The 22,087-nt window shown below is 37.9% G+C and carries 20 protein-coding genes and 1 pseudogene; 18 read left to right on the forward strand and 3 right to left on the reverse strand.

All coding sequences use genetic code 11. The annotated features are described in order from the left end of the window. Nucleotides 1–8 precede the first annotated feature (8 nt). The 9 genes from FA727_RS02190 (at nucleotide 9) to xylF (ending at nucleotide 11,607) form a co-directional block, all read left to right on the forward strand. Nucleotides 9–1,025 carry an ABC transporter ATP-binding protein gene (locus FA727_RS02190; protein WP_136829091.1) on the forward strand — a complete coding sequence of 339 codons (1,017 nt, stop codon included), beginning with the start codon at nucleotides 9–11 and terminating at the stop codon, nucleotides 1,023–1,025. Beyond that, nucleotides 1,022–1,795 carry a serine hydrolase gene (locus tag FA727_RS02195; protein WP_136829092.1) on the forward strand — a complete coding sequence of 258 codons (774 nt, stop codon included), beginning with the start codon at nucleotides 1,022–1,024 and terminating at the stop codon, nucleotides 1,793–1,795. Before FA727_RS02190 ends, FA727_RS02195 begins: the two co-directional genes overlap by 4 nt. 541 nt (nucleotides 1,796–2,336) lie before the next feature. Continuing rightward, nucleotides 2,337–3,452, forward strand: a complete 1,116-nt coding sequence (locus FA727_RS02200; protein WP_136829093.1) for a sugar ABC transporter substrate-binding protein — start codon at nucleotides 2,337–2,339, stop codon at nucleotides 3,450–3,452. A 76-nt stretch (nucleotides 3,453–3,528) separates the two neighbouring features. Beyond that, nucleotides 3,529–5,049, forward strand: a complete 1,521-nt coding sequence (locus FA727_RS02205) for an ATP-binding cassette domain-containing protein (protein ID WP_136829094.1) — start codon at nucleotides 3,529–3,531, stop codon at nucleotides 5,047–5,049. A 12-nt stretch (nucleotides 5,050–5,061) separates the two neighbouring features. Beyond that, entirely contained in the window at nucleotides 5,062–6,234 is a 1,173-nt protein-coding gene (locus FA727_RS02210; protein WP_136829095.1) for a sugar ABC transporter permease, read from the forward strand. A gap of 326 nt (nucleotides 6,235–6,560) precedes the next feature. Then, nucleotides 6,561–7,538 (forward strand): sugar ABC transporter substrate-binding protein, encoded by a 978-nt coding sequence (locus tag FA727_RS02215; protein WP_136829096.1) that lies wholly within the window; start codon nucleotides 6,561–6,563, stop codon nucleotides 7,536–7,538. Next, nucleotides 7,535–8,971, forward strand: a complete 1,437-nt coding sequence (locus tag FA727_RS02220) for a sensor histidine kinase (protein ID WP_136829097.1) — start codon at nucleotides 7,535–7,537, stop codon at nucleotides 8,969–8,971. The genes FA727_RS02215 and FA727_RS02220 overlap by 4 nt, the downstream gene beginning before the upstream one ends. 1 nt (nucleotide 8,972) lies before the next feature. Next, nucleotides 8,973–10,514 carry a response regulator gene (locus FA727_RS02225; protein ID WP_136829098.1) on the forward strand — a complete coding sequence of 514 codons (1,542 nt, stop codon included), beginning with the start codon at nucleotides 8,973–8,975 and terminating at the stop codon, nucleotides 10,512–10,514. Between the two features lie 10 nt (nucleotides 10,515–10,524). Then, nucleotides 10,525–11,607 carry a D-xylose ABC transporter substrate-binding protein gene (xylF, locus tag FA727_RS02230; RefSeq protein WP_136829099.1) on the forward strand — a complete coding sequence of 361 codons (1,083 nt, stop codon included), beginning with the start codon at nucleotides 10,525–10,527 and terminating at the stop codon, nucleotides 11,605–11,607. 228 nt (nucleotides 11,608–11,835) lie between these two features. Here xylF and FA727_RS02235 read toward each other — a convergent pair whose 3' ends face one another. Further along, nucleotides 11,836–12,195, reverse strand: a complete 360-nt coding sequence (locus FA727_RS02235; RefSeq protein ID WP_136829100.1) for a Lin0512 family protein — start codon at nucleotides 12,193–12,195, stop codon at nucleotides 11,836–11,838. 316 nt (nucleotides 12,196–12,511) lie between these two features. On the opposite strand from FA727_RS02235, the gene FA727_RS02240 reads away from it, so the two are divergent. From FA727_RS02240 to FA727_RS02265, 6 genes are all read left to right on the forward strand, one after another. Next, entirely contained in the window at nucleotides 12,512–12,967 is a 456-nt protein-coding gene (locus FA727_RS02240; RefSeq protein WP_136829101.1) for an RrF2 family transcriptional regulator, read from the forward strand. Beyond that, nucleotides 12,936–13,139 (forward strand): YezD family protein, encoded by a 204-nt coding sequence (locus FA727_RS02245; protein WP_136829102.1) that lies wholly within the window; start codon nucleotides 12,936–12,938, stop codon nucleotides 13,137–13,139. Before FA727_RS02240 ends, FA727_RS02245 begins: the two co-directional genes overlap by 32 nt. 93 nt (nucleotides 13,140–13,232) lie before the next feature. Further along, nucleotides 13,233–14,333 carry a sulfate ABC transporter substrate-binding protein gene (locus FA727_RS02250; RefSeq protein WP_438646600.1) on the forward strand — a complete coding sequence of 367 codons (1,101 nt, stop codon included), beginning with the start codon at nucleotides 13,233–13,235 and terminating at the stop codon, nucleotides 14,331–14,333. 14 nt (nucleotides 14,334–14,347) lie between these two features. After that, nucleotides 14,348–15,184, forward strand: a complete 837-nt coding sequence (gene cysT, locus FA727_RS02255) for a sulfate ABC transporter permease subunit CysT (RefSeq protein ID WP_136829104.1) — start codon at nucleotides 14,348–14,350, stop codon at nucleotides 15,182–15,184. A gap of 12 nt (nucleotides 15,185–15,196) precedes the next feature. Then, on the forward strand, nucleotides 15,197–16,036 hold the full coding sequence (gene cysW, locus FA727_RS02260; RefSeq protein WP_136829105.1) for a sulfate ABC transporter permease subunit CysW: 840 nt from the start codon (nucleotides 15,197–15,199) through the stop codon (nucleotides 16,034–16,036). Between the two features lie 4 nt (nucleotides 16,037–16,040). Continuing rightward, nucleotides 16,041–17,060: a sulfate/molybdate ABC transporter ATP-binding protein gene (locus FA727_RS02265; RefSeq protein ID WP_136829106.1), complete on the forward strand. Its 1,020-nt coding sequence runs from the start codon at nucleotides 16,041–16,043 to the stop codon at nucleotides 17,058–17,060. Nucleotides 17,061–17,076: 16 nt separating this feature from the next. Here FA727_RS02265 and FA727_RS02270 read toward each other — a convergent pair whose 3' ends face one another. Further along, nucleotides 17,077–17,970, reverse strand: coding sequence for a DMT family transporter (locus FA727_RS02270; protein ID WP_136829107.1), 894 nt, complete (start codon nucleotides 17,968–17,970; stop codon nucleotides 17,077–17,079). Between the two features lie 124 nt (nucleotides 17,971–18,094). Continuing rightward, nucleotides 18,095–19,222: pseudogene (hmpA, locus tag FA727_RS02275) on the reverse strand (NO-inducible flavohemoprotein); the annotation flags it as partial. 13 nt (nucleotides 19,223–19,235) lie between these two features. Between hmpA and FA727_RS02280 the strand changes: the two are divergent. From FA727_RS02280 to FA727_RS02290, 3 genes are all read left to right on the forward strand, one after another. Beyond that, the gene (locus FA727_RS02280; protein ID WP_136829109.1) at nucleotides 19,236–19,586 is read left to right on the forward strand and encodes an Rrf2 family transcriptional regulator; all 351 of its coding nucleotides are present in this window, start codon (nucleotides 19,236–19,238) and stop codon (nucleotides 19,584–19,586) included. A 113-nt stretch (nucleotides 19,587–19,699) separates the two neighbouring features. After that, entirely contained in the window at nucleotides 19,700–20,254 is a 555-nt protein-coding gene (locus tag FA727_RS02285) for a putative ABC transporter permease (RefSeq protein WP_136829110.1), read from the forward strand. A gap of 116 nt (nucleotides 20,255–20,370) precedes the next feature. Beyond that, entirely contained in the window at nucleotides 20,371–22,071 is a 1,701-nt protein-coding gene (locus tag FA727_RS02290; protein ID WP_136829111.1) for a methyl-accepting chemotaxis protein, read from the forward strand. Nucleotides 22,072–22,087 lie beyond the last annotated feature (16 nt).

Consider the following 22,087-nt stretch of genomic DNA (forward strand, 5'->3'; position numbering starts at 1 on the left):
AAGATAAAATGGAAAAACAGGTATTATTAGAAGTGAAAAACTTGAAGAAACACTTTTCCCTTAGCCGCAAAACTACTCTGAAAGCTGTTGATGGAGTCTCGTTTCAAATTTATCAAGGAGAAACGTTTGGAATTGTTGGCGAATCAGGCTGTGGAAAATCAACAGCAGGTCGAACCATTATCGGACTGTATGATCAAACAGAGGGTGAGGTTATTTTTAACGGGAAAGATGTCCATTCATTAAATAAGCATGAAAAATTCCAAATGCAGAAAAAAATGCAGATGATCTTTCAAGACCCGTATGCCTCATTAAACCCGAGGTCGACCGTTCGCGAAATTATATCTGAACCAATGGAGGTTCATGGTTTATATCCGAATAAGTTAGAACGTTTGGAACGCGTGTACCAATTATTAGAGGATGTTGGTTTGAATCGAGAGCATGCTAATCGTTATCCTCATGAATTTAGTGGGGGGCAACGGCAAAGAATCGGGATTGCTAGAGCATTAGCGTTAGATCCTGATTTTATCATTGCTGACGAGCCAATTTCTGCTCTTGATGTATCTGTTCAAGCGCAGGTTGTGAATCTTTTGAAAAAATTGCAGGATGAAAAAGGGTTAACATATCTTTTCATTGCCCATGATCTTTCGATGGTGAAGCAAATAAGCAATCGTATCGGAGTTATGTATTTAGGGCATCTTGTGGAATTAACGTCAAGTAGCCAATTATACAAAAATCCGTTACATCCGTATACGAAAGCATTGTTATCGGCAATCCCGATTCCAGATCCGGATATTGAAGATAAGCGGGAACGCATTATTTTGGAAGGGGATATTCCAAGTCCGATTGATCCACCGAGTGGATGTGTCTTTAGAACAAGGTGTGCACATGCGATGGATGTATGTGCAAGGGTGAAGCCTGAATGGCAGGAAATCGTTAAGGAGCATTTTGTTGCTTGTCATTTGTACAATGGGGTTGAAACGTCTGAATCGGTGGGTCCAAAAATAAACATGATGGCGAAAATATGAAACATTTAGTTGAGCGTATTGATGAGCTAATAAGGTTGTGTCCGGGACGTATTAGTCTTCAGGGAGAAATTGGCGATTGGTCCTATGAGCATGATAGTGAGCGTATGTATTCATCGGCTAGTCTTATTAAAGTACCTATTTTGATTGAAGCGTTTCGACAGTATGAGAATGGTGTATTTTCTTTAGGTGATTTTGTGGAGATTAGAAAGGACCTGCGTGTAGGTGGTTCAGGGGTCATACAAGCACTAGAACAATCTTCTTGGATGATTAAAGATCTAAAGACGTTAATGATCACCGTATCGGATAATACAGCTACTAATATGCTTATTGAGTTATTAGGAATAGATTCAGTGAATGATAGCATCGAATTATTGGGATTGAAAAAGACTAAGCTACAGCGTAAAATGATGGATTTTTCTGCGGTGCAGGAAGGGAAGGATAACTATACGTGTGCTGCTGATATGATTCGATGTTTAAAAGTAATTGATGAGAGTGGCTTTTTAAAGGAAGAAAGCTGTCGTGAGGCAAAATTGATTTTACGACATCAACAGTTTCATAAGATCCTAGGGCTTCTCGATCAGGAACAAGGGTATATGGGGAGTAAGTCTGGTAGTCTGCCAGGTGTTGAACATGATTGCGCGATCATCGGTGTTCAAGGAAAGACAGCTTATGTAGCGATTCTTATTGACCAAATACCGGAAGGAAAAAGCGGTACTTTGACGATGCAGGAAATCGGCAGGGCTGTATATGATGCAATGACCACAGTTTAGTTTTGGAGCTGTGGTTTTTTTGCGTACATTGATTTAAGTTGAAAGACAAAGTGATTTGAGTGACAGAATTGTCCTGTGAGGAGGAAAAGTTGTCAATGAAAATTGGTTTGAATGACAGAATGGTGCTGTGAGGAGGGAAAGTTGTCAATGAAAAGTGGTTTGAATGACAGAATGAACTGTGAGGAGGGAAAGTTGTCAATGAAAAATGGTTTGAATGACAGAATGGTGCTGTGAGGAGGGAAAGTTGTCAATGAAAAATGGTTTGAATGACAGAATGGTGCTGTGATGATGGAAAGTTGTCAATCAATATTGGTTTGGTTGACAAGATGACCCTATGAAAAGAAATAGTTGTCAATCAAACGAAATTTGAAAGATAAGAACATGAATTACCCAATGGACAACTTTTGTTGCCTAAAAACCTTAGGATAAAAAAGTATAGAAAAGAATAAAAGAATACTATTTGTTAACGCTTACATTATAGATTAATAAATTTATAATAAATTTGTAATAAATTTCTTACACATATGAAAGGGGTAGTCAAATGAGAAATGGATTGAAAGCGATTTCTTTGTTTTTTGTTGCAATTCTATTCGTCGGAGTACTTGCTGCTTGTAATAGCAGTAGTACAGGTGGAGGTAGTAAAGAAGTAAGTGTTGGTATCGTATTACCAACAAAGGATGAACCAAGATGGGTACAGGACGAACAAAGATTTAAGGATGCATTAAAAGATTCTGAATACACTACAGAAATTTTGTTCAGTCAAGGTTCTTCTGCGAAAGAGAAAGAAAATGTAGAAACACTGCTTAACAAGGGAATTGATGTTTTAATCATCAGTCCTCATGATGGAGAAGCAGCAGGTGCAGCGGTAGAAGCTGCTAAAAAAGATGGTGTTACAGTTATTGCTTACGACCGTCTAATTACAAGTACAGATGCGGTTGATTATTATGTAACATTTGATAGTCTTGCTGTTGGGGCTGCACAAGCTCAATACTTAGTGGATAATGCAAAAGGTACAGGTATTCCATTGTATCTGTATGCAGGTGCAGCATCAGATAACAACGCATTCTTGTTCTTCGAAGGTGCATGGAGCGTTCTTCAACCAAAAATTGCTGATGGTACTTTCAAGATTGCTAATTCAAGTGAAGCAATTACCTTAAAGGACAAAGCAGAATTATCTCGCGATGAGATGAGTAAAATTCTTGGTCAGGTGACAACAAACTGGGAACCAAATGAAGCGATCAATAAAGCTCAAACACATCTTACAGCTGCAGCAGCAGATATGAAAGGTGATGTAGCCATCCTTGCTCCAAATGACGGAACAGCTCGTTCTATTGCCGATACTTTTGCAGCTGATAGCGCTATTACAAGTTACGTTATTACTGGTCAAGATGCGGAGAAGGCTTCTATCCAATACATTATCGATGGTAAACAGTCAATGACTGTATTTAAGGATGTGCGTACTCTTGTTAAGGACGCAATGGGTATGGCCGTAGATATTCTTGACGGAAAAACACCTGAAACAACAGGAACTTACGACAACGGCGAAGTTGAAGTAAAAGCAAAACAAACGGATGTTATCGTTGTTAACCAAGAAAATGTTAAGCAAGAATTAATTGATTCTGGGTATTATGAGGCAAGTGAGTTTACAGGACTGTAAGCAAATATGGAGCATTAGTGATAGATTCGTCTATCACTTTTCTCCATTATAAAGTTGTTTTGATGGGGGGATCAGGATGAGCGAATATATTTTAGAGATGAACCAGATTTCCAAGGAGTTTACAGGTGTGAAGGCACTCAGTAATGTAAACTTCAAAGTGGAAAAAGGAGAAATTCACTGTTTGATTGGTGAAAATGGAGCTGGGAAATCTACGCTCATGAAAGTACTCAGCGGTGTATACCCTTATGGAACTTACGAGGGCGATATTGTATTCGAAGGTATCATACAGAAGTTTAATAAAATCACTGATAGTGTTGAGACCGGTATCGCGATTATTTATCAGGAATTGGCCCTTTTTCCGGACCTTTCTGTATATGAAAATATTTTTGCTGGGAACGAAGTGAAACGTGGTGGGGTAATTGACTGGAACCAAACCATTGTTCAGGCAAAAGAAATGTTGAAAAAGGTTAATTTGGATGTAAATCCTGAAATGCTTGTGAAAGATTTAGGAGTAGGGAAAAGACAGTTAATTGAGATAGCTAAGGCATTAAGCAAAGATGTGAAGCTGCTCATATTAGATGAACCAACAGCTGCTTTAAATGAAGATGATAGTGAAAACTTATTGAAGCTATTAGGAGATTTAAAGAAACAGGGTATTACTTGTATCATGATTTCCCATAAATTAAAGGAAGTTATTTCGATTGCTGATAAGGCTACTATTCTTCGTGATGGAGAAACGATTTGTACGCTAGAAGGCTCTAGGGGAGAAATTAAAGAAAACATTATTATTAAAAATATGGTTGGCCGAGAGATAGATGATATTTATCCTAAGAGAGAAAACAAGACAATCGGGGGAAAAATTCTAGAACTTCACAATTGGTCTGCTTATGATCCTCAATTGAGTCGCAATGTAATAAAAGATGTTTCTTTTCATGTAAACCAAGGAGAAATTGTCGGAATATCAGGATTGATGGGCTCTGGTCGGACAGAACTTGCCCTCAGTATTTTTGGGAATGCAAAAGGCTATAAGCTTCAGGGAGATTTAGTGTGGGATGGCAAATCTATCGTATTTAAACACCCTAGTGAGGCGATTGAGGCTGGCATAGCATACGTAACAGAAGACCGAAAAGGAGATGGGCTTTTCTTAGGTCAAGATATAAAGAACAATATCTCTGCTGCAAATCTTAAGAGCATATCACAAAATGGTGTTATCAATCAAAACGAAGAAATCAAGATTGCAGATGGGTATAAAAATTCTCTTTCTGTGAAAGCTCCTTCCTTAGAGCAAATCGTTGGGAACTTAAGCGGTGGAAACCAACAAAAAGTATCGTTAGGAAAATGGTTGTTCGTCGGTCCAAAGTTGTTAATTTTAGATGAACCGACCCGAGGCATAGATGTAGGAGCAAAATTTGAAATTTACACAGTTATGAATAAATTAATCAGCGAGGGAATGAGCATCGTTATGATCTCGTCGGAACTAGGAGAAGTTCTTGGAATGAGTGATCGCATCTACGTCATGGCACAAGGTGAAATAAAAGGTGAGTTGTCTGCTGAAGAAGCCACTCAGGAAAATATAATGCAACTTGCAACGCAATAGGAGGTTAGACCAATGAACACGTTAAAGGAAGCAAAAACGCTAATTCAAGAAAATATTCGTGACTATGGCATGTATATTGCCTTATTTGTGATTATCCTAACATTTACAATCATGACAGATGGACTATTCATGTCTTCACGAAATATCAGTAATTTAATAGATTCTGCAGGATATATTGCTGTTTTAGCCGTAGCTATGACTTTAGTCATTGTCATTCGCCATATCGATTTATCGGTTGGTTATGCTGCTGGATTTATGGGTGCCATTGCAGCTATATTGATGACTCAAGCAGGAATGCCAGTTTATATAACAATTCCCATTATTTTAATACTAGGAATCGTTATCGGTCTATTTAGTGGCTTTCTTGTAGCAAGCATCGGAATTCCTGCCTTTGTTGCTACGTTAGCGGCAATGCTTATCTTTAGAGGAGCATTGCTACAAGTTACCGAAAAAACAGGAACAATTATTATTCAGAATGATACATTTAATGCAATCGGTAACGGTTATATTCCCTCCCTTTTACAATTCAATGGATTGCATTTACTAACCCTCATAGTCGGTTTAGTGGGGATTGGTTTTTACATTTACAGTGAAATCTCTAATCGTAGGAACAAAATGAAATATCAATTTGATGTAGTTTCTACTGGTATTTTTGTTTTAAAATTAGTGTTTATTTCGGCGATTATTGCTTATATTACATGGATACTAGCAGGTTATAACGGGTTTTCTTGGACGATTATTATCATGTTATTGGTCGTTGTGATTTATCATTTTATTTCAACAAAAACGGTGCTTGGAAGACATATTTATGCAGTAGGAAGTAATCCAGAAGCTGCCCATCTAACTGGAATTAACGTAAAAAAGATTACTTACATTGTATTTGGTTCAATGGGTATGATGTCCGCTCTCTCTGGTATCCTTTTTACAGCTCGTTTGCAATCGGCTACTACAACTGCCGGAACATTATTTGAACTCGATGCAATCGCAGCTGCATATGTTGGAGGGGTGTCCGCGGCCGGTGGTGTCGGAAAAGTAACGGGAGCAGTAATTGGTGCCATTGTAATGGCATCCTTAACAAACGGTATGAATTTACTAGGTGTTGGAATTTCCTATCAATATATGATTAGGGGCGGTGTCCTGGCACTAGCTGTTATCTTTGACGTCTTGACTAGAATGAAGAGATAAAAAATACAAGTAGGGGCTAAAGTAGTCCCTACTTGTATTTTTTAGAGCAGTTTAAGAATTTTCTTTAAGTTCTTCATTGCTCCTCTTTTTTTATAGTGATGATCAGCTAATAGATTTGAGAAAAGATTAATGGAATTTCAAAAATTTTATATACACGTACAAAGGTCGGATTAAAGTCTTTTTATAAAATAAAAACAGGACTTTTACGAAAAACATCAACACTACACAAAAACATCTTCATTAAAACAGCCCTTACTAAATACATTGAAGAAATCCCAATAGATGGTATGATGGAACTAGTTATATGGGGAAAGGGGATACAACTCTTGCGAAAAACTGGCCTCATTTTGCTATTTATAATATTCTTCGCTCTTTGTTATCTTACTTTCGTATCAGCAGAGGGAGTTTTCCGCTCCGATTGGCAAGCTCCAAAAACGATTGAAGATGAGAATGCCCAGCTACGTCTCGTTCTCATTACTCAAGATGCAGAAACCACTTTTTGGGACAATCTCGGTAAGGGTGCGATCGAGCAGGCAGAAAAGGAAGGTGCTTCTCTAGAGATATGGGGAAGCTACGGTAATAACCACGAAGATTTTTTGAAAAAGCTAGAAATTGCTATTCATTCTAAGGTAGATGGAATCATCGTACAAGGACTTGATACAGAAGAATTCAAATATTTGTCCAAGGTCAAGGCATCTTTCTATGGGATCCCGATCATTACAGTTGCCAACGATGTGCCGGTGGAAGAAAGCTTGAGAAGAACTTATGTAGGTTCTGACCAATACAAGGCTGGAAGTATGATAGCAAAGCAATTATTATATGATATGGGAAATTCCGGAAGTGTTCTTCTGACATATAATTCTAATCAAGAGTATTATCAGAAGCAAAGGTTGAATGGGATTCAGGATGTATTGAAGAATTACCCAAATATCAAAACGATCTATTCGGAAACCTCAAGTGATCGGGAACAGATTATCACAGCTACAAGGGATGTGCTGAATAAAACCCCAGAAGTTGATGGAATCATTGCAGTGAATGCTAATATTGTTGGAGCTTTGGTGCAAGAAATAAGTAAGCGCTATCAAGTAGAGCCGTACTTTATATATTCCTTTGATGACGGACCAGAATCCCTTACATTGCTCAGACAAGGTAAAATTGATGGCATTATCGAGCAATCTCCTGAAATGATGGGAAAAACAAGTGTTCAATTGATTATGGAATGGCTGAATGGGGAGACAGTGCCACTAGACCTTAAGGGCTATTTTACAGATATTCGTATTTTGAAAGCGAAGGAAGTTCAATGACAAGTATTCAAAAAAAAATTTTAATCCTTACCTCCGTCATCCTAGCCATCATGGTGACGATTTGGATAGCACTCACTTACTATAACTACAAAACACAAAATCAATACAATGATATTTTACAAAGGTATATAAGTTTGAATGAAGTGACCAGTGCTAGCCAACAGGTGATTACCGACTTAAATAACTATATGCTTACTCCGTCATCCGGCAATTTAAGACAGCTGAATTTAAGTAAAGACAAGATTCAAGAGGCAAAATACGAGATTTTTCCACTTCGAAACGAAGAAAATGATTTTGCTTTGACGAACTATATTAATTTAATTGATAGTTTACTTGAAACAACTGATAGACTAATTATGTTTATCTCTGGTAAGGATATGGAGGCTGCAGCAATAGAGTTCTCTGAAGCAACTAGAATTTCGAATTACATAGCCGAAATGAAGCTTACTATACTAGATACTGAACTTAAAACCTATGATCGATTTTATCGAAATATCATTGTTCAATCTGAAGAATTAATCAAGCTCGGTGTTTGGCTTATCTTACTTATTACATTTATTTTACTTTTTATTTCTTATTGGTTCTCATTAAGTATTACGCGACCTGTTTATAAGCTGACTCAAGCAGCAAATGAACTTTCACAAGGTAAATTTGATATTCAAATCAAGGTTGAAACCAATGACGAAATTTCCTTTCTCGCCAAAACGTTTGATCGGATGAGAATTAATATTAATAATCTAATTTCTGAAATTAAGCAAAAGGCTCAGCTGGAACACGAGCTGCAACAAAATAAACTTCTTTTACAAGAAAGTCAGTTTCGTAGTTTACAAAGTCAAATCAATCCTCATTTTTTGTTTAACACGTTGAATACACTATCCAAAAAAGCTTATTTGGAAGGGTCGGAAGAAACTAGTGATTTATTGGTAAGTGTGGCGAGCTTGCTGCGCTACAACTTAAAGCGGATTGACCGGGCAGTTACCCTTGCAGAGGAAGTTGCCGTATTACGTCAATATATGGATATTCAAAAGGCAAGATTTACACAACGCTTAAAATTTTTTATAGAAATTGATGAATCATGCCTAGATCTGAAGATTCCAGCCTTAACATTACAACCAATTATTGAGAATGCTGTCATACATGCAGTTGAACCAAAAGAGGAAGGTGGAACAATTTGGTTCCGAATCTTCAATCAGGCCGAATGGATAACGCTCGAAATTGAAGATGATGGTACGGGAATGCCAAAGGAAAAAATCGAGCAGATCTTGAATGAACGAACTGTTCAAACGGAAGGACATTCAACGGGAATTGGATTTAGTAATGTTATTAAGCGACTTCGTCTTTTCTATGGTTATGAAGATGTACTCATGATTGAGAGCACAGAGGGGAAAGGGACGAAGGTTATCATTAAAATATTGAAGAAAAGGAGTACATAAAATGCTCAAGCTCCTAATCGTAGATGATGAACAAATTGAACGTGAAGGTATGCAAGCCATTTTACAAAAGGGATATCCAGATATCATGATTGAACAGGCCAATAATGGAAAAATGGCGATAGAAATGACTGATATTTTTAAACCAGATCTAATATTAATGGATATTAAAATGCCTGGAATAACCGGTCTTGAAGCTGTTGAGCGAATTAGTACCAAGTATTCTAGCATCAAATTTATCATGGTGACAGCCTATGATACGTTTGAATATTTACGCACAGCGATTAAGCTAGGAGTAAAAGATTATTTGCTTAAACCGAGTAAAGTAAGTGATATTCTTTTAACTGTAGGGAAAGTAATTAAGCAAATTGAGGAAGAAAAAAAATTACTTGAGACGAGCAGGCAACAACAAGAGGCTTTACAAAAAGCTTTAGCACTCGTTGAGACAGACGTCGTCACACAGCTGTTGTTCGATCATGTCCATGAAGTGCATGTCGATATGTTAGTTGAGATGCTAGACATTAGCTCAACGAATGAGATGTTTGTCATGAGTGTTTTAATCCCAAGGGGTCAAGAAAATTTATACTCGGTCATTAAAGAAAAAACCCGGCAAGGTGGGGATGCTTGGCTAGGTGCTCTATATGGAAACCAACTTCCGATAATCGTTTTTCGGGATCCTGATAAATCATTTCGCTTACAGGCATTGTCCCTAGCACGTGATATTCTTTCCATATCGAAATCAAATCAAGCTGAAGAATGGTTTATTGGGGTTGGAAGTCTGTGCAGTTCATTGGATCAAATAAGACAATCATATTATGATTCATTGATTGCTACGATCGACATAACGCTGCCTGTGAAATATCGGTTTTATTCAGATGTGCCTGTTCTTGAAGATATGGGCAATGAACAGTTAAGTAGATTCCGTGAAAAAGAGTTTTCTGATGTAATTCGACTGGGAAATTGGGAGCAAGTCCATACAAATGTCGTTGATTTGATCCAGCGCTTTGAGAAGGAAGGAGCAGGCATCATCCAATCACAGCAAAGATTATTAGAAGTACTTTGGATCATCTCTAGGGTAATGAGTGAAATGGGAATTGAGACGATTACACCACTTTACTCTTTTCAAGCTCAGGATTATCGGCAACTGCGAGTCGAAGCAGCGCATCTATTAGAAAAAATGAAGCAGGCATACATAGAGCATTATAATCAATTTGAAGTTAATACAATGAAACATATAAAGCAATTTATATATGAGCACTCTCATGAAGACATTTCGTTAGATACACTGAGCAGCCGAGTAGGATTAAGTCCAATTTACATAAGTAAAATGTTTAAAGAAAAGTTGGGGATCAACTATATAGATTTCTTGACAGAGTGCAGAATTGAAAAAGCAAAGGCTCTTTTATGCAACCCCGAAAAAAGCATTAAGGAAATTACTTTTGAAGTTGGTTATCACGATCCGAATTATTTTAGTAAGGTATTTAGAAAAGTCTGTAATGTATCACCGAAGGAGTTCCGAAAAGAGCTACTTGGTAGTAATAGTTAGGGGAGAGTTGATGATGAAAAAATGGATAAAGCTAATAATCTTTGTCATCACTCTTGTTCTTGCAGTCACAGCTTGTAAAGGTGGAGTAGTTCAGAAGAATTATTCTAAGCAGGCAGTGTCCGAAGAAGCGGAAGTTGAAGACGTAATGATTGAGAAGAAGATCAAAATTGGTTTCTCAATGGATACGTTAGAAGAAGAACGTTGGTTAAGGGATAGATGGATGTTCCTGGATGCGGTGGAAGAGTTAGGGGCACGCGTAGAAATTATGGAGGCAAATGGGGACGAAGCACTGCAGATTTCACAAGCTGAAACGCTTATAAATGAGGGAGTCGATGTCTTAGTAGTTGTACCTTATAACGCTGAGGCTGCCGCATCCATTGTACAAAAAGCACATTCTGCAGGAATTAAGGTTATCTCATATGATCGATTAATCAAGAATTCGGAGATTGATTTATACATTTCTTTTGATAATGAAAGAGTAGGGGAATTGCAAGCTGAGGCGCTAACGAAACTAGTGCCAAAAGGAAAATATGTTTATATAGGTGGAGCCGACACGGATAATAATGCCCATTTATTTAAGAAAGGGGTATTTAACATTCTGCAGCCATTAATAAATCGAGGCGACATTACTGTCGTATATGATCAGTGGACAAAAGATTGGCTCCCTGCTAATGCCTTTTTGAATATGGAAGAAGCTCTAAAAGCAAATAATAACGATATTGATGCTGTCATCGCTGCCAATGATGCAACAGCCGAAGAGGTCATTAAGGCACTTGAGGTGCAGGGGCTTGCAGGAAAAATCCCTGTAGCAGGACAGGATGCAGAGCTTGCAGCGGCTCAGCGTATTGTTGAGGGAACTCAAACGATGACTGTATATAAGCCGATTCAAACATTAACAATGGAAGCTGCTAAAGCGGCAGTGCGATTAGCGAAAGGTGAAAAAATCGAGACCGATACTAAAATTAGTAACGGAAAAATTGAGGTACCTTCAATTTTGCTATCTCCTATTTCAGTCGACAAAGCTAATATCGATGAAACAATTATTGTTGATGGATTTCATTTAAGAGAAGAAGTTTATCGGAATGTGGAATAAGGAAGGTGTTTTTTGAAAAATTCGTCCGCCAAGATGATGTTATTGGAGGGTCAAGTTGACTTGCAAATATGGTTTGAAAGCCAAGAAGAAGCCAAAAAGTGAGAAGAAAAAGTTGCCAATCAAAAGTAACTTGAGAGCTAAGTCACTTAAAGAAAAAGTAAAGCTTCCCGTCTTAGGTGGTTTAACTAACCTTTGACGGGAAGCTATTTAAATTATATGTACGAACCTTTAATACCCAACCTCAACTGAAGCTACAACGATATACATTAAATCATTTTTGTCGCCTTTTTCCTCAAGAACAATGCCGCTTGTTGTTAACATGCCTCCGTCCATCACTTCGACCGTCACAACACCGTATGGCAATGCTTTTTTTACAGTATCGATATCTAATTTATCCTTATCACAAGGTACAGCAAGTTTAACATTTACTCTCATATTGTCCAAGTTATTATCTTTTAAGACTGTGCGAATCCCCGGCATGGAATTAAAATGAATTGCATTTTTAATAGCGCGAACAGCTGCAGTCGTAATATCTTGACCATGAACATCAATACCCATGCCCGTTTCAATAAACATAATTTGATCCATTATTGAACATCTCCTATCTGTTATCATTCACCTACCATTTTATCTCTTTTTCGTTCTCCCAACAAAATATAAAAATTTTTAAAAAACTTATTGATTTTAAAAGAGACTCATATTATGATAATAAAAAATAACTAATCCAATAGTTTTAATCGGGATTATAAATAAATCGTGTCTGATCAGACGAACTGAAGGGCGCTTATCTTTTTTATATAGGGATAAGTGCCCTTTTGATCGTAAAAGCATATACATAAAAAATAATTGGATTTCTAGCTATGAATGTTGACTGAAACACTCAACATTAGAGGAGGGTGTGAACGTGAAGGTATCAAGTAAAGGAGAATATGCTTTAAGAGCATTGATTTTACTAGGGAATAATCCAGGGAAAGTGCTTGGGATACAAGAGATTTCAGAGAAAACTTTGGTTAGCGTTCATTATCTGGAGCAATTGCTTCTACAGCTAAAAAAGCTGGGTTATGTAACGAGTAAAAGGGGAGCAAGAGGTGGTTATACACTTCATTTGAAAGCGGAAGATATCAATATTGGTGAGGTAATCAGGGATTTAGAGGGACCGTTGTCACCGATGGGGTGTGCCTCTATAACAAAATATGAACCTTGTGCATTAGAGGGGGGATGTCAGCTTAAGCCGCTTTGGACATTGGTTAGAGATACGATTGCCTATGTATTAGAGCGAACAACGCTCGAAGACTTGCTTCAAAATCGAATTACAAAGCTAGAAGGGGATGATTTTGTTGTCGCTAAAAGGACGCCTTGACCAGCAAGTTCTTGAAAAAATTGTTAGTTTGCTAGAAGGATTGGAATTCGGAACTGTGCAAATCACAGTTCATGATTCCCAAATCACGCAAATCGATCGTTTAGAGAAATATCGTTTTCCTGCACAAGCAAAGGTGAGACAACAGATACCAAATCAGCAGAAGAGAAGATAAAAAGTATGAATAATCCGCCGATCGGACGCCCGAAGGCCCTTTAGTTTTCAACACGTGATATGTAACGTTGTGAAAATCTATTGGGTTTTTTTTATGAAAAAAGCCCATATCAAAAATTATAAAAGGGGATCAACCAAAATGAAAAAGAAATTATTGATATTATTCTCAGCACTTTTACTCGTATGGGTTGCGGGGTGCTCCAACCAAGAGGCAAGTACGGAAGGTTCTAACGACAAAGAAGGAGAAAAAGCAGAAGATCCAAAAGAAATTGAACTATTAAATGTTTCCTACGATCCTACACGTGAACTTTATGAAGAATACAACAAAAGCTTTGCTGAATATTGGGAGAAAGAAAAAGGACAAAAAGTGACCATCAACCAATCACATGGAGGATCTGGAACTCAGTCACGTTCCGTTATTGATGGACTCGATGCAGACGTTGTAACTTTGGCCCTTGCTTATGACATTGATGCCATTGCAGAAACAGGCAAGATTGCAAAGGATTGGCAAACAAGACTTGAAAATAATAGCTCACCGTACACATCCACAATTGTTTTTCTAGTTCGTAAAGGAAATCCAAAAGAAATCAAGGATTGGGATGACTTAGTGAAGAAAGGTGTTTCCGTTATTACACCAAATCCAAAAACATCTGGCGGTGCAAGATGGAATTATCTAGCTGCATGGGGATATGCACTTCAACAAAATAACAACGATGAAGAAAAGGCGAAAGAGTTTGTTGCTAGTCTCTTTAAAAATGTACCAGTATTAGATTCAGGTGCACGTGGTGCAACAACGACTTTTGTTGAAAGAGAAATTGGAGATGTATTACTTGCTTGGGAAAATGAAGCTTTCTTAGCATTAAATGAGCTAGGTGAAGATGAATTTGAAATTGTCATTCCTTCTGTCAGTATTCTCGCAGAACCACCAGTAACGATTGTTGACAGTGCCGTTGAAAAAAATGGGACAGAAGAAGTAGCAAAGGCTTATCTTGAGTATCTATATACTGATGTAGGTCAGGAAATTGCAGCTAAAAACTATTACCGTCCACGTTCAGAAGAGATTGCAAAGAAATACGCTGATCAATTCCCTGAAATTAATCTATTCACGATTGATGAAGTGTTTGGGGGCTGGACAATAGCACAGAAGACACATTTTGCTGATGGAGGAGTCTTCGACCAAATTTATCAACCTTAAAGGGGAGCTATCACGTGTTTAATAAGTCAAAACCTCATCGAGTATTACCAGCCTTTGGCCTATCAATGGGGTATACGATCATTTATTTGAGTCTCATTATCTTAATTCCGGTTGCTGTACTTTTTCTAAAAGCAACCACGCTAAGCTTCTCTGATATATGGCAAACCGTAACGAATGATAGAGTCATCGCTTCCTTTAAATTAACATTTTACACATCATTTGTTGCAGCGGTGGTCAATGCTATATTTGGAACTTTGATTGCATGGGTTCTCGTAAAATATCAATTTCCTGGTAAAAAAATCGTAGACGCGCTTGTCGATTTACCTTTTGCCTTGCCAACGGCCGTAGCTGGAATTGCATTAACAACGATTTACGCTCCAAATGGCTGGATTGGTCAACTTTTTGAACCGATAGGGGTAAGAATTGCCTTTACCCCTATTGGCATTATGATTGCATTAACATTTATTGGGCTGCCGTTTGTTGTACGAACGGTTCAGCCTGTTTTACAAGATTTTGACCGTCAATTTGAAGAGGCGGCTTCCACACTTGGAGCAAACTCGACTCAGATCTTTTTCAAAATTATTTTACCGACGTTATTTCCGGCCATTTTAACAGGCTTTGCACTCGCATTTGCTAGAGCGCTAGGGGAGTATGGGTCTGTCGTATTCATCTCAGGGAATATGCCTATGAAAACGGAAATTGTTCCATTGCTTATCGTGACTAAGCTAGAGCAATTTGACTATGCAGGGGCAGCAGCCATTGCTTCAGTCATGCTTATATTTTCATTCATTCTTTTATTCGTGATTAATTTTTGGCAGTGGCGAATCGCGAAAAAGCATCAAGTAGCTTAGAGGAGATAGAAAATGAATACTAAAACAATTGCGCAAGCAAATACAGTCAGCCTGCAAGGGTTGAAAAAATGGGTACTTATTGGGATAGCTCTTGCATTCTTAGGCTTATTTATTGTCATTCCACTTATTGCCGTTTTTTCAGAGGCTCTCAAGAAAGGAATTGAACTCTATTTTGCAGCACTTACTGAACCCGACGCGCTTTCAGCTATTAAACTAACTTTAATTACAGCCGCAATAGCCGTACCAGTTAATACGGTTTTTGGAGTCATTGCCGCTTATGCCATTGCGAAGTTCTCCTTCAGGGGTAAAAATATCTTGGTTACCTTGATTGATATTCCTTTTGCAGTATCACCAGTTATTGCTGGACTAGTTTTTGTTCTCTTGTTTGGTTCACAAGGTTTGCTAGGGCCATTCCTAGAGGCGAATGATATTAAAATCGTTTTTGCAGTTCCAGGAATTATTCTTGCTACTCTTTTTGTAACGTTCCCATTTGTTGCCCGCGAGTTAATTCCGATCATGCAAGAGCAAGGGACAGACGAAGAGCAAGCGGGGAGAATACTAGGAGCAAATGGCTGGCAAATGTTTTTCCGCATTACTCTACCTAACATTAAATGGGGTTTGCTATATGGTGTTATTCTTTGTAACGCCCGTGCTATGGGGGAGTTCGGTGCAGTCTCAGTAGTTTCTGGTCATATTCGTGGTATGACGAACACGATTCCACTTCATGTGGAAATTTTGTATAACGAATACAATTTTACTGCGGCCTTCGCAGTTGCATCATTGCTTGCCATTCTCGCCCTCTTCACCTTAGTGCTGAAGAGCGTAGTGGAATGGAAGTCGAGAAAGGAGTGAGAAAATGGGCATTACAATTGAGAATGTTTCAAAATCATTTGGTGAATACCTAGCTATTAAAGATGTTCAATTAGAAATTCCATCGGGAGATTTCATCGCTCTATTAGGCCCATCTGGTTCTGGTAAAACCACTTTGCTAAGAATGATTGCAGGTCTAGAAAGCTTGGATTCTGGAAAAATTCATTTCAATGGCGTTGATTACTCAAATAAGCCAGTAAAAGAACGGAAAGTCGGCTTTGTTTTTCAACACTATGCATTATTTAAACATATGACCATTTTTGAAAACATTGCATTTGGATTAAAGGTTAGACCATTTAAGATTCGACCATCCAAGCAAGAAATCAAGGAAAGAGTCTACGATTTATTAAAATTCGTCCAGCTGGAGCATTTGGCTGAGCGCTATCCTTCCCAACTTTCTGGCGGGCAAAAGCAAAGGATTGCCTTGGCGAGAGCATTAGCTGTTGAACCTGAGGTGCTACTTCTTGACGAGCCTTTTGGAGCACTGGATGCAAAGGTAAGACAAGAGCTACGCCACTGGCTCAGAGAAATTCATGAAAAGTTGAACATAACAACTATCTTTGTGACGCATGATCAAGAGGAAGCTCTAGAAATGGCGGATACAATTGTTGTGATGAATCAAGGACAAATTGAGCAAATCGGCTCACCAGATCAAGTGTATCATCACCCTGTCAATGCATTTGTTTACCGATTCTTGGGAAGAGTAAATGAATTTTGCGATTCAGATAACGAAATCAGTTACATTCGACCACATGAGATTGCATTGAAGAAAAGTGCCCAAGGAAATAGCGTCCCGGCTAAAGTTCTTCACGTTCATTCTGTCGGTTCGTTGGTCCGAATCCAACTAAATCGTCTTGACACGAATGCTCTTTTTGAAGCAGAAATTAATACAGAGAAATATCAAGAAATCGGTCCTCTGAAAAAGGGAGACCTTCTCTACGCCTCATTCTCTAATTTAGTCGTTTTTGGAAACGAACAAAAAGAGCCATTAACTGCTATTCTATAATCAAAAAAGTCTGCCTTCAAATATAGGCAGACTTCTTTAAATCTTTTTCTTTTTTTAGATATGGATTCCAATTCACAAAGAAAATCCCGACAAAGATAAAACATCCTCCAATTAGTACATTTAAGCTTAAGGCTTCGTCTAACAAAAGCCAGCCGGATAAGACGCCAAAGAAAGGAGCTAAAAAAAGAAAGGCACTTGTTTTACCTGGGTCACCTTTTCGCAAAACAGTAAACCAACTGCCGAACTGTACAATCGATGCCATAATTGCTAGCCAAAGTAATATAAATAATGATTCACTAGTGAAAGTAAAAGTTGGTTTTTCAAAAATAAAGCTAAAGACAAAGAGGATGATTCCTCCAAATAGCATTTGATACGCGGTTAACACCCAAATATCAAATTCAGGCTCCCATTTTTTTATGAGCAATGTGGCAATCGCCCAGCTGACAGCAGAAGCCATTCCTAAAATGGTCCCAATTTCAAATTGCAGGCTCATTCCTAAAGTTATAAACACTCCTATAAATCCAATTGTTACTCCAAACCATTGAAGTACTCGATATCTTGCTTTAACGAAAATGGTTCCAAAGAGAACGACGAGGAAAGGGTTTGTAAATGTTAAAATGGACGACTCTCCAGCATTGATTGTTTTTAAGCTTAAAAAGATGCAAGCCATAACTCCAGCTGTTTGAAACAGTCCGACTAAAGCGATTTTGCTCCATGCTGAGATTTTTTTCGGATGCGGCCGTTTTAATAATTTTACTAATAGACCCATGATTAATCCTGCGATTGTGAAGCGGAAGGCAACGAGTAGAATGGGTGATGAATAAGCTAGCCCCATTTTACCAATCGCAAACGATGATCCCATTAAACTTGTCGCTAACACGATTAATCCTGCATAAAGCCACCTATTCATAATTATTCTCCTGTCAATTTCTAATTATTAGAAATTTTATACAATTTGAGGGAGAAATACAAATTTGCTGATTGTAAAAGAAAAACATTCTACCCAAAACGAGGGTAGAATGTTCTTCGTAAAATTATGCAGTTACTGCTTCATCTTCTAGTTCGCCAGCTGGACCGAAGAATTCGAAGTGGATGTTTTCGGCTGGTACACCCCAGTCTTTAAGGGAGCGGTACACCAATTTCATAAATGGAACTGGGCCACAGAAATAGAAATTAGCTTGATTGTCAGCCACGATGGATTTTAACCAGTCTGCTTCGATAAATCCTTCTTTATCAAAATTCATGTCTGCTTTGTCTTGTTCAGTTGGTTCAGAATAAGCAACAAAGCTATGAGCTTTATCATGCTTCGCAACAAGAGTAGCTACCTCGTCTTTCAATGCATGGAAGTTACTATTTAATGCGCCATGAATGAGGAATACTTCACGTTCTGGTTCTTGCTCAACAATCGTATGTAGCATGCTAAGCATAGGTGTTAAGCCAACACCACCACTGATTAAAACAGCTGGAGTTGATTTTTGCTCAAGGTAGAAATCTCCTGCAGGAGCGCTCGCTCTTAAAATATCGCCTTCTTTGAATTCATCATGTAAGAAGCTTGAAACAACACCTAAATTTTCGCGTTTCACGCTAATGCGATAGTAGTCTTTACCAGAAGCATCAGATAGACTGTAGTGTCTAATGTGCGTATACTCTTCGCCCTCAGGTTGAACCTTCAAAGTAAGGTATTGTCCTGCTGTATAAGATGCAATCTCTTTACCATCTTCCGGTTTTAAATAGAAGGAAGTAATAACATTACTTTCTTCCATTTTTTTCGCTACAACAAAGTTTCTAAAGCCTTCCCAGCCACCTGGCTGTTCTTTTGCTTCCCTGTACATTTCTTTTTCAATGCCGATAAATGCATCAGCGATTACACCATAAGCCTCTGCCCAAGCAATAATAATTTCGTCTGTTGCAGCATCTCCAAGAACATCTTTAATAGCAGCTAATAAGTTTTGACCGACGGTTGGATAATGTTCTGGAAGAATTCCTAATGCGCGGTGTTTTTCACCGATTTGTTTTACAACAGGTATAATAGATCCAAGATTGTCGATATGTGCAGCTGCTGCATAAACAGTATTAGCTAAAGCAGTTTGCTGTCTTCCTTGACGTTGATTTGCATGGTTAAAAATATTCAATAGTTCAGGATGATTCGTGAACATCATTTGAGAGTTAAGCACGATCCAGGAAATTGCGGATACCTATCATATATCAAAAAATCATTTGATGAAGATTATTCATCAGCTCGGACAGTTAGGTTACGTAGAAACAATCAGAGGTCGAAACGGGGGAATCCGTTTAGGAAAAGACCCGAAAGAGATTAATATTGGTGAAGTGGTCTCGAAAACAGAAGAGGACTTTTATATGGTTGATTGTTTTAAAGAAGGGGGAAGCTATTGCGTTCTCACACCAGCATGTAAGTTAAAACATGCGTTACATGAAGCCCTTCAAGCTTTTATAAACGTGCTATCAAGCTATACATTAGAAGAACTCGTTGTGAACAAAGAAGAATTACAAAAGTACGACTATTAGCTTTTGAAAAATAAGGAATCTCAAAACCAATGGTTTGGGGATTCTTTTTGTTTGGAATAAATTCCCTGGTTCTGCTAAACCTATTCTGAGAAACTACGAAAGGTGGATGCAAGATGATAGACGAATTATTAATGACAGTATCCAATACGATAGCCCCTATCATATATTTTTTTACTGTTTATTCTTTATTTGGTTGGTTGTTAGAGAATGTTCATAGTTTTTTTACTAGAGGAATCTTCTTAAAACCAAACTTTTTACTAGGACCATTTAAACCGATGTATGGGTTTGCACCTGTGCTTCTCATAACTTTCATTTCACCACAAACCAATTGGCCAATTGCTCTATTTCTTTGCTTCCTTATTCCTACATTAATTGAATACGTAAGTGGTTTATTACTTGAAAAATTAACGCAAAAAAAATGGTGGGATTATTCAGAGATAAGTTTTAATATCCAAGGACATATTTGTGTTACTTACTCGTTATGTTGGATTTTGCTTTCTATTATATGCGTTTATTATCTACATCCCGCTATAGAGAGTTTATTTCAAAAAATGGAGCCCGTTTTACTTTATATTTGGCCGATTATTCTCGTTTATTTTCTAGCAGAAATTCTTTTAGCTATTAGAAGACATATAGGAAAAAATGAATCTTTAGAAACGATTGGTTAAAATTTTGTGAATTTTTATCGAAGTTTGATGAATTGTGCATTTTTTTCCATTGATGGATATAATTTTACCCCTTATAATATTGAAGTATTTCACTAAGGAACAAAGAGGAGATTGGCATGAAGAGGAGAAAATGGAGTTTGAAGCTTGGACAGAAAATTAATTTTATTGTATTAGGAATCATTCTATTTTTATCTGTAGTGGTTGGATTTGTTGTTGTTGAGCAAGTTACAGACGGAATTAAAAAATTTGCTACGGAGAAGGCAAAAGGGGACTTAAATCTAGGCAAGAGCTATTTGGATGCAAAGTACCCAGGTGATTGGGAAATCAAGGGCGGAGATTTATACAAGGGTTCAGAAAAAATCACAGATAACTTTGAACTTGTTGATGAATTAGGGGAAAAAACAGGTGATACCATTACGATTTTTCAAGGTGATACACGAGTTGCAACGAATGTTATGATTGATGGAAAACGTGCGGTAGGAACTCAAGTTTCTGAAGAGGTAGCCCAAGTTGTTTTGAACGATCATAAGGATTTCTTTGGAGAAGCAAACGTGGTGGGGAATAAGTATATGTCTGGATATACCCCGATCGCAGATAATACTGGGGAAGTAATCGGAATTTTCTATGTTGGTGCACCACAAAGTATTATTGATGATACAATTGCATCCTTTATGAAAATATTTATTATTGTGCTTGTGATCGTGATTATTTTCTCTTTTGCTATTGTGTATTGGTTTACAAGAGGTTTAACGAAACGACTTTCTTCAATTTCCAATGCTATGAATGATGCGAGAGAAGGGGATTTTACAAAAGAAGTTATAGATACAAAAGGGGATGAATTAAGTCATCTTGCTGAAAGCTACAATTCTATGAAGGAAAATCTCAAAAACATGATTCAACAAGTAATAGAGACTTCTGATCAACTAGTTGCTTCTTCTCAGGAGTTAACATTAGGGGCGGAACAAACGGCAAAAGCAACCGAGCAAATTACATTATCGATTCAAGTGGTTGTTGAAGGAGCGGACAAACAAGCTAATAGTTTGGATGATACGGCACGGGCAATGGAAGAGGTGACTGTAGGTATCTATAATTTGGCAGAGAGTTCTTCAGTCATTGCAGAGTCTGCACAAAATACACGTGAACACGCAAAACAAGGTGGAATTATGGTCGGAGATACAGTACAGCAAATGGGAGCTATCCACCAATCCGTAAATGATAGTAGCGCAGCGATACAATTGCTTGATGAACGCTCTAAGCAAATAGGCAATATCACAAATACAATTTCAGAAATTGCGAATCAAACGAATCTATTAGCTTTGAATGCGGCTATCGAGGCTGCCAGAGCTGGTGAACATGGTCGAGGATTTGCTGTAGTAGCAGAAGAGGTACAAAAATTAGCAGTACAGTCACAAGAATCTTCAACGCAAATCTCAGAATTAATCAACGCGATTAAGAAGGATATGATCGATACGTATCAATCGATGGAACAGGTTAAAGTGAATGTGGACAAAGGAATTGGAATTGTTGAAAAAACAGAAGAGAACTTTGTTGGCATTATGAAAGCTATGGAATCTATGGAAATTCAAGTTTCTGAAGCAGCTGCAACATCTGAACAAATGTCAGCTAGTGCTGAGGAAGTTTCTGCTACCGTAAACGGAATTGCAGAAATTACCAAGCAATCGACGGCACATACACAGACGGTATCTGCGGCAACTGAGGAACAGCTTGCATCGATGGAAGAAGTACTTGCGTCAGCGAATTCGTTGGCTTCGATGGCAGATGAGCTTCAAAAATCGGTCGGTAAGTTTAGAATATAATAACAACGGTCCGAGA

The organism is Robertmurraya kyonggiensis (assembly GCF_005116465.1).
Classification (GTDB): domain Bacteria; phylum Bacillota; class Bacilli; order Bacillales; family Cytobacillaceae; genus Robertmurraya; species Robertmurraya kyonggiensis.

Excerpts from the sequence above, each read along its gene's own strand:
- FA727_RS02195 (WP_136829092.1), top strand. The coding sequence starts at position 1,022 with ATGAAACATTTAGTTGAGCGTATTGATGAGCTAATAAGGTTGTGTCCG.
- FA727_RS02265 (WP_136829106.1), top strand. The coding sequence starts at position 16,041 with ATGGGCATTACAATTGAGAATGTTTCAAAATCATTTGGTGAATACCTA.
- FA727_RS02210 (WP_136829095.1), top strand. The coding sequence starts at position 5,062 with ATGAACACGTTAAAGGAAGCAAAAACGCTAATTCAAGAAAATATTCGT.
- FA727_RS02220 (WP_136829097.1), top strand. The coding sequence starts at position 7,535 with ATGACAAGTATTCAAAAAAAAATTTTAATCCTTACCTCCGTCATCCTA.
- cysW (WP_136829105.1), top strand. The coding sequence starts at position 15,197 with ATGAATACTAAAACAATTGCGCAAGCAAATACAGTCAGCCTGCAAGGG.
- FA727_RS02245 (WP_136829102.1), top strand. The coding sequence starts at position 12,936 with ATGATTTTGTTGTCGCTAAAAGGACGCCTTGACCAGCAAGTTCTTGAA.
- FA727_RS02290 (WP_136829111.1), top strand. The coding sequence starts at position 20,371 with ATGAAGAGGAGAAAATGGAGTTTGAAGCTTGGACAGAAAATTAATTTT.
- FA727_RS02270 (WP_136829107.1), bottom strand. The coding sequence starts at position 17,970 with ATGAATAGGTGGCTTTATGCAGGATTAATCGTGTTAGCGACAAGTTTA.
- FA727_RS02190 (WP_136829091.1), top strand. The coding sequence starts at position 9 with ATGGAAAAACAGGTATTATTAGAAGTGAAAAACTTGAAGAAACACTTT.
- FA727_RS02200 (WP_136829093.1), top strand. The coding sequence starts at position 2,337 with ATGAGAAATGGATTGAAAGCGATTTCTTTGTTTTTTGTTGCAATTCTA.
- FA727_RS02250 (WP_438646600.1), top strand. The coding sequence starts at position 13,233 with ATGAAAAAAGCCCATATCAAAAATTATAAAAGGGGATCAACCAAAATG.
- FA727_RS02205 (WP_136829094.1), top strand. The coding sequence starts at position 3,529 with ATGAGCGAATATATTTTAGAGATGAACCAGATTTCCAAGGAGTTTACA.
- FA727_RS02235 (WP_136829100.1), bottom strand. The coding sequence starts at position 12,195 with ATGGATCAAATTATGTTTATTGAAACGGGCATGGGTATTGATGTTCAT.
- FA727_RS02285 (WP_136829110.1), top strand. The coding sequence starts at position 19,700 with ATGATAGACGAATTATTAATGACAGTATCCAATACGATAGCCCCTATC.
- FA727_RS02225 (WP_136829098.1), top strand. The coding sequence starts at position 8,973 with ATGCTCAAGCTCCTAATCGTAGATGATGAACAAATTGAACGTGAAGGT.
- xylF (WP_136829099.1), top strand. The coding sequence starts at position 10,525 with ATGATGAAAAAATGGATAAAGCTAATAATCTTTGTCATCACTCTTGTT.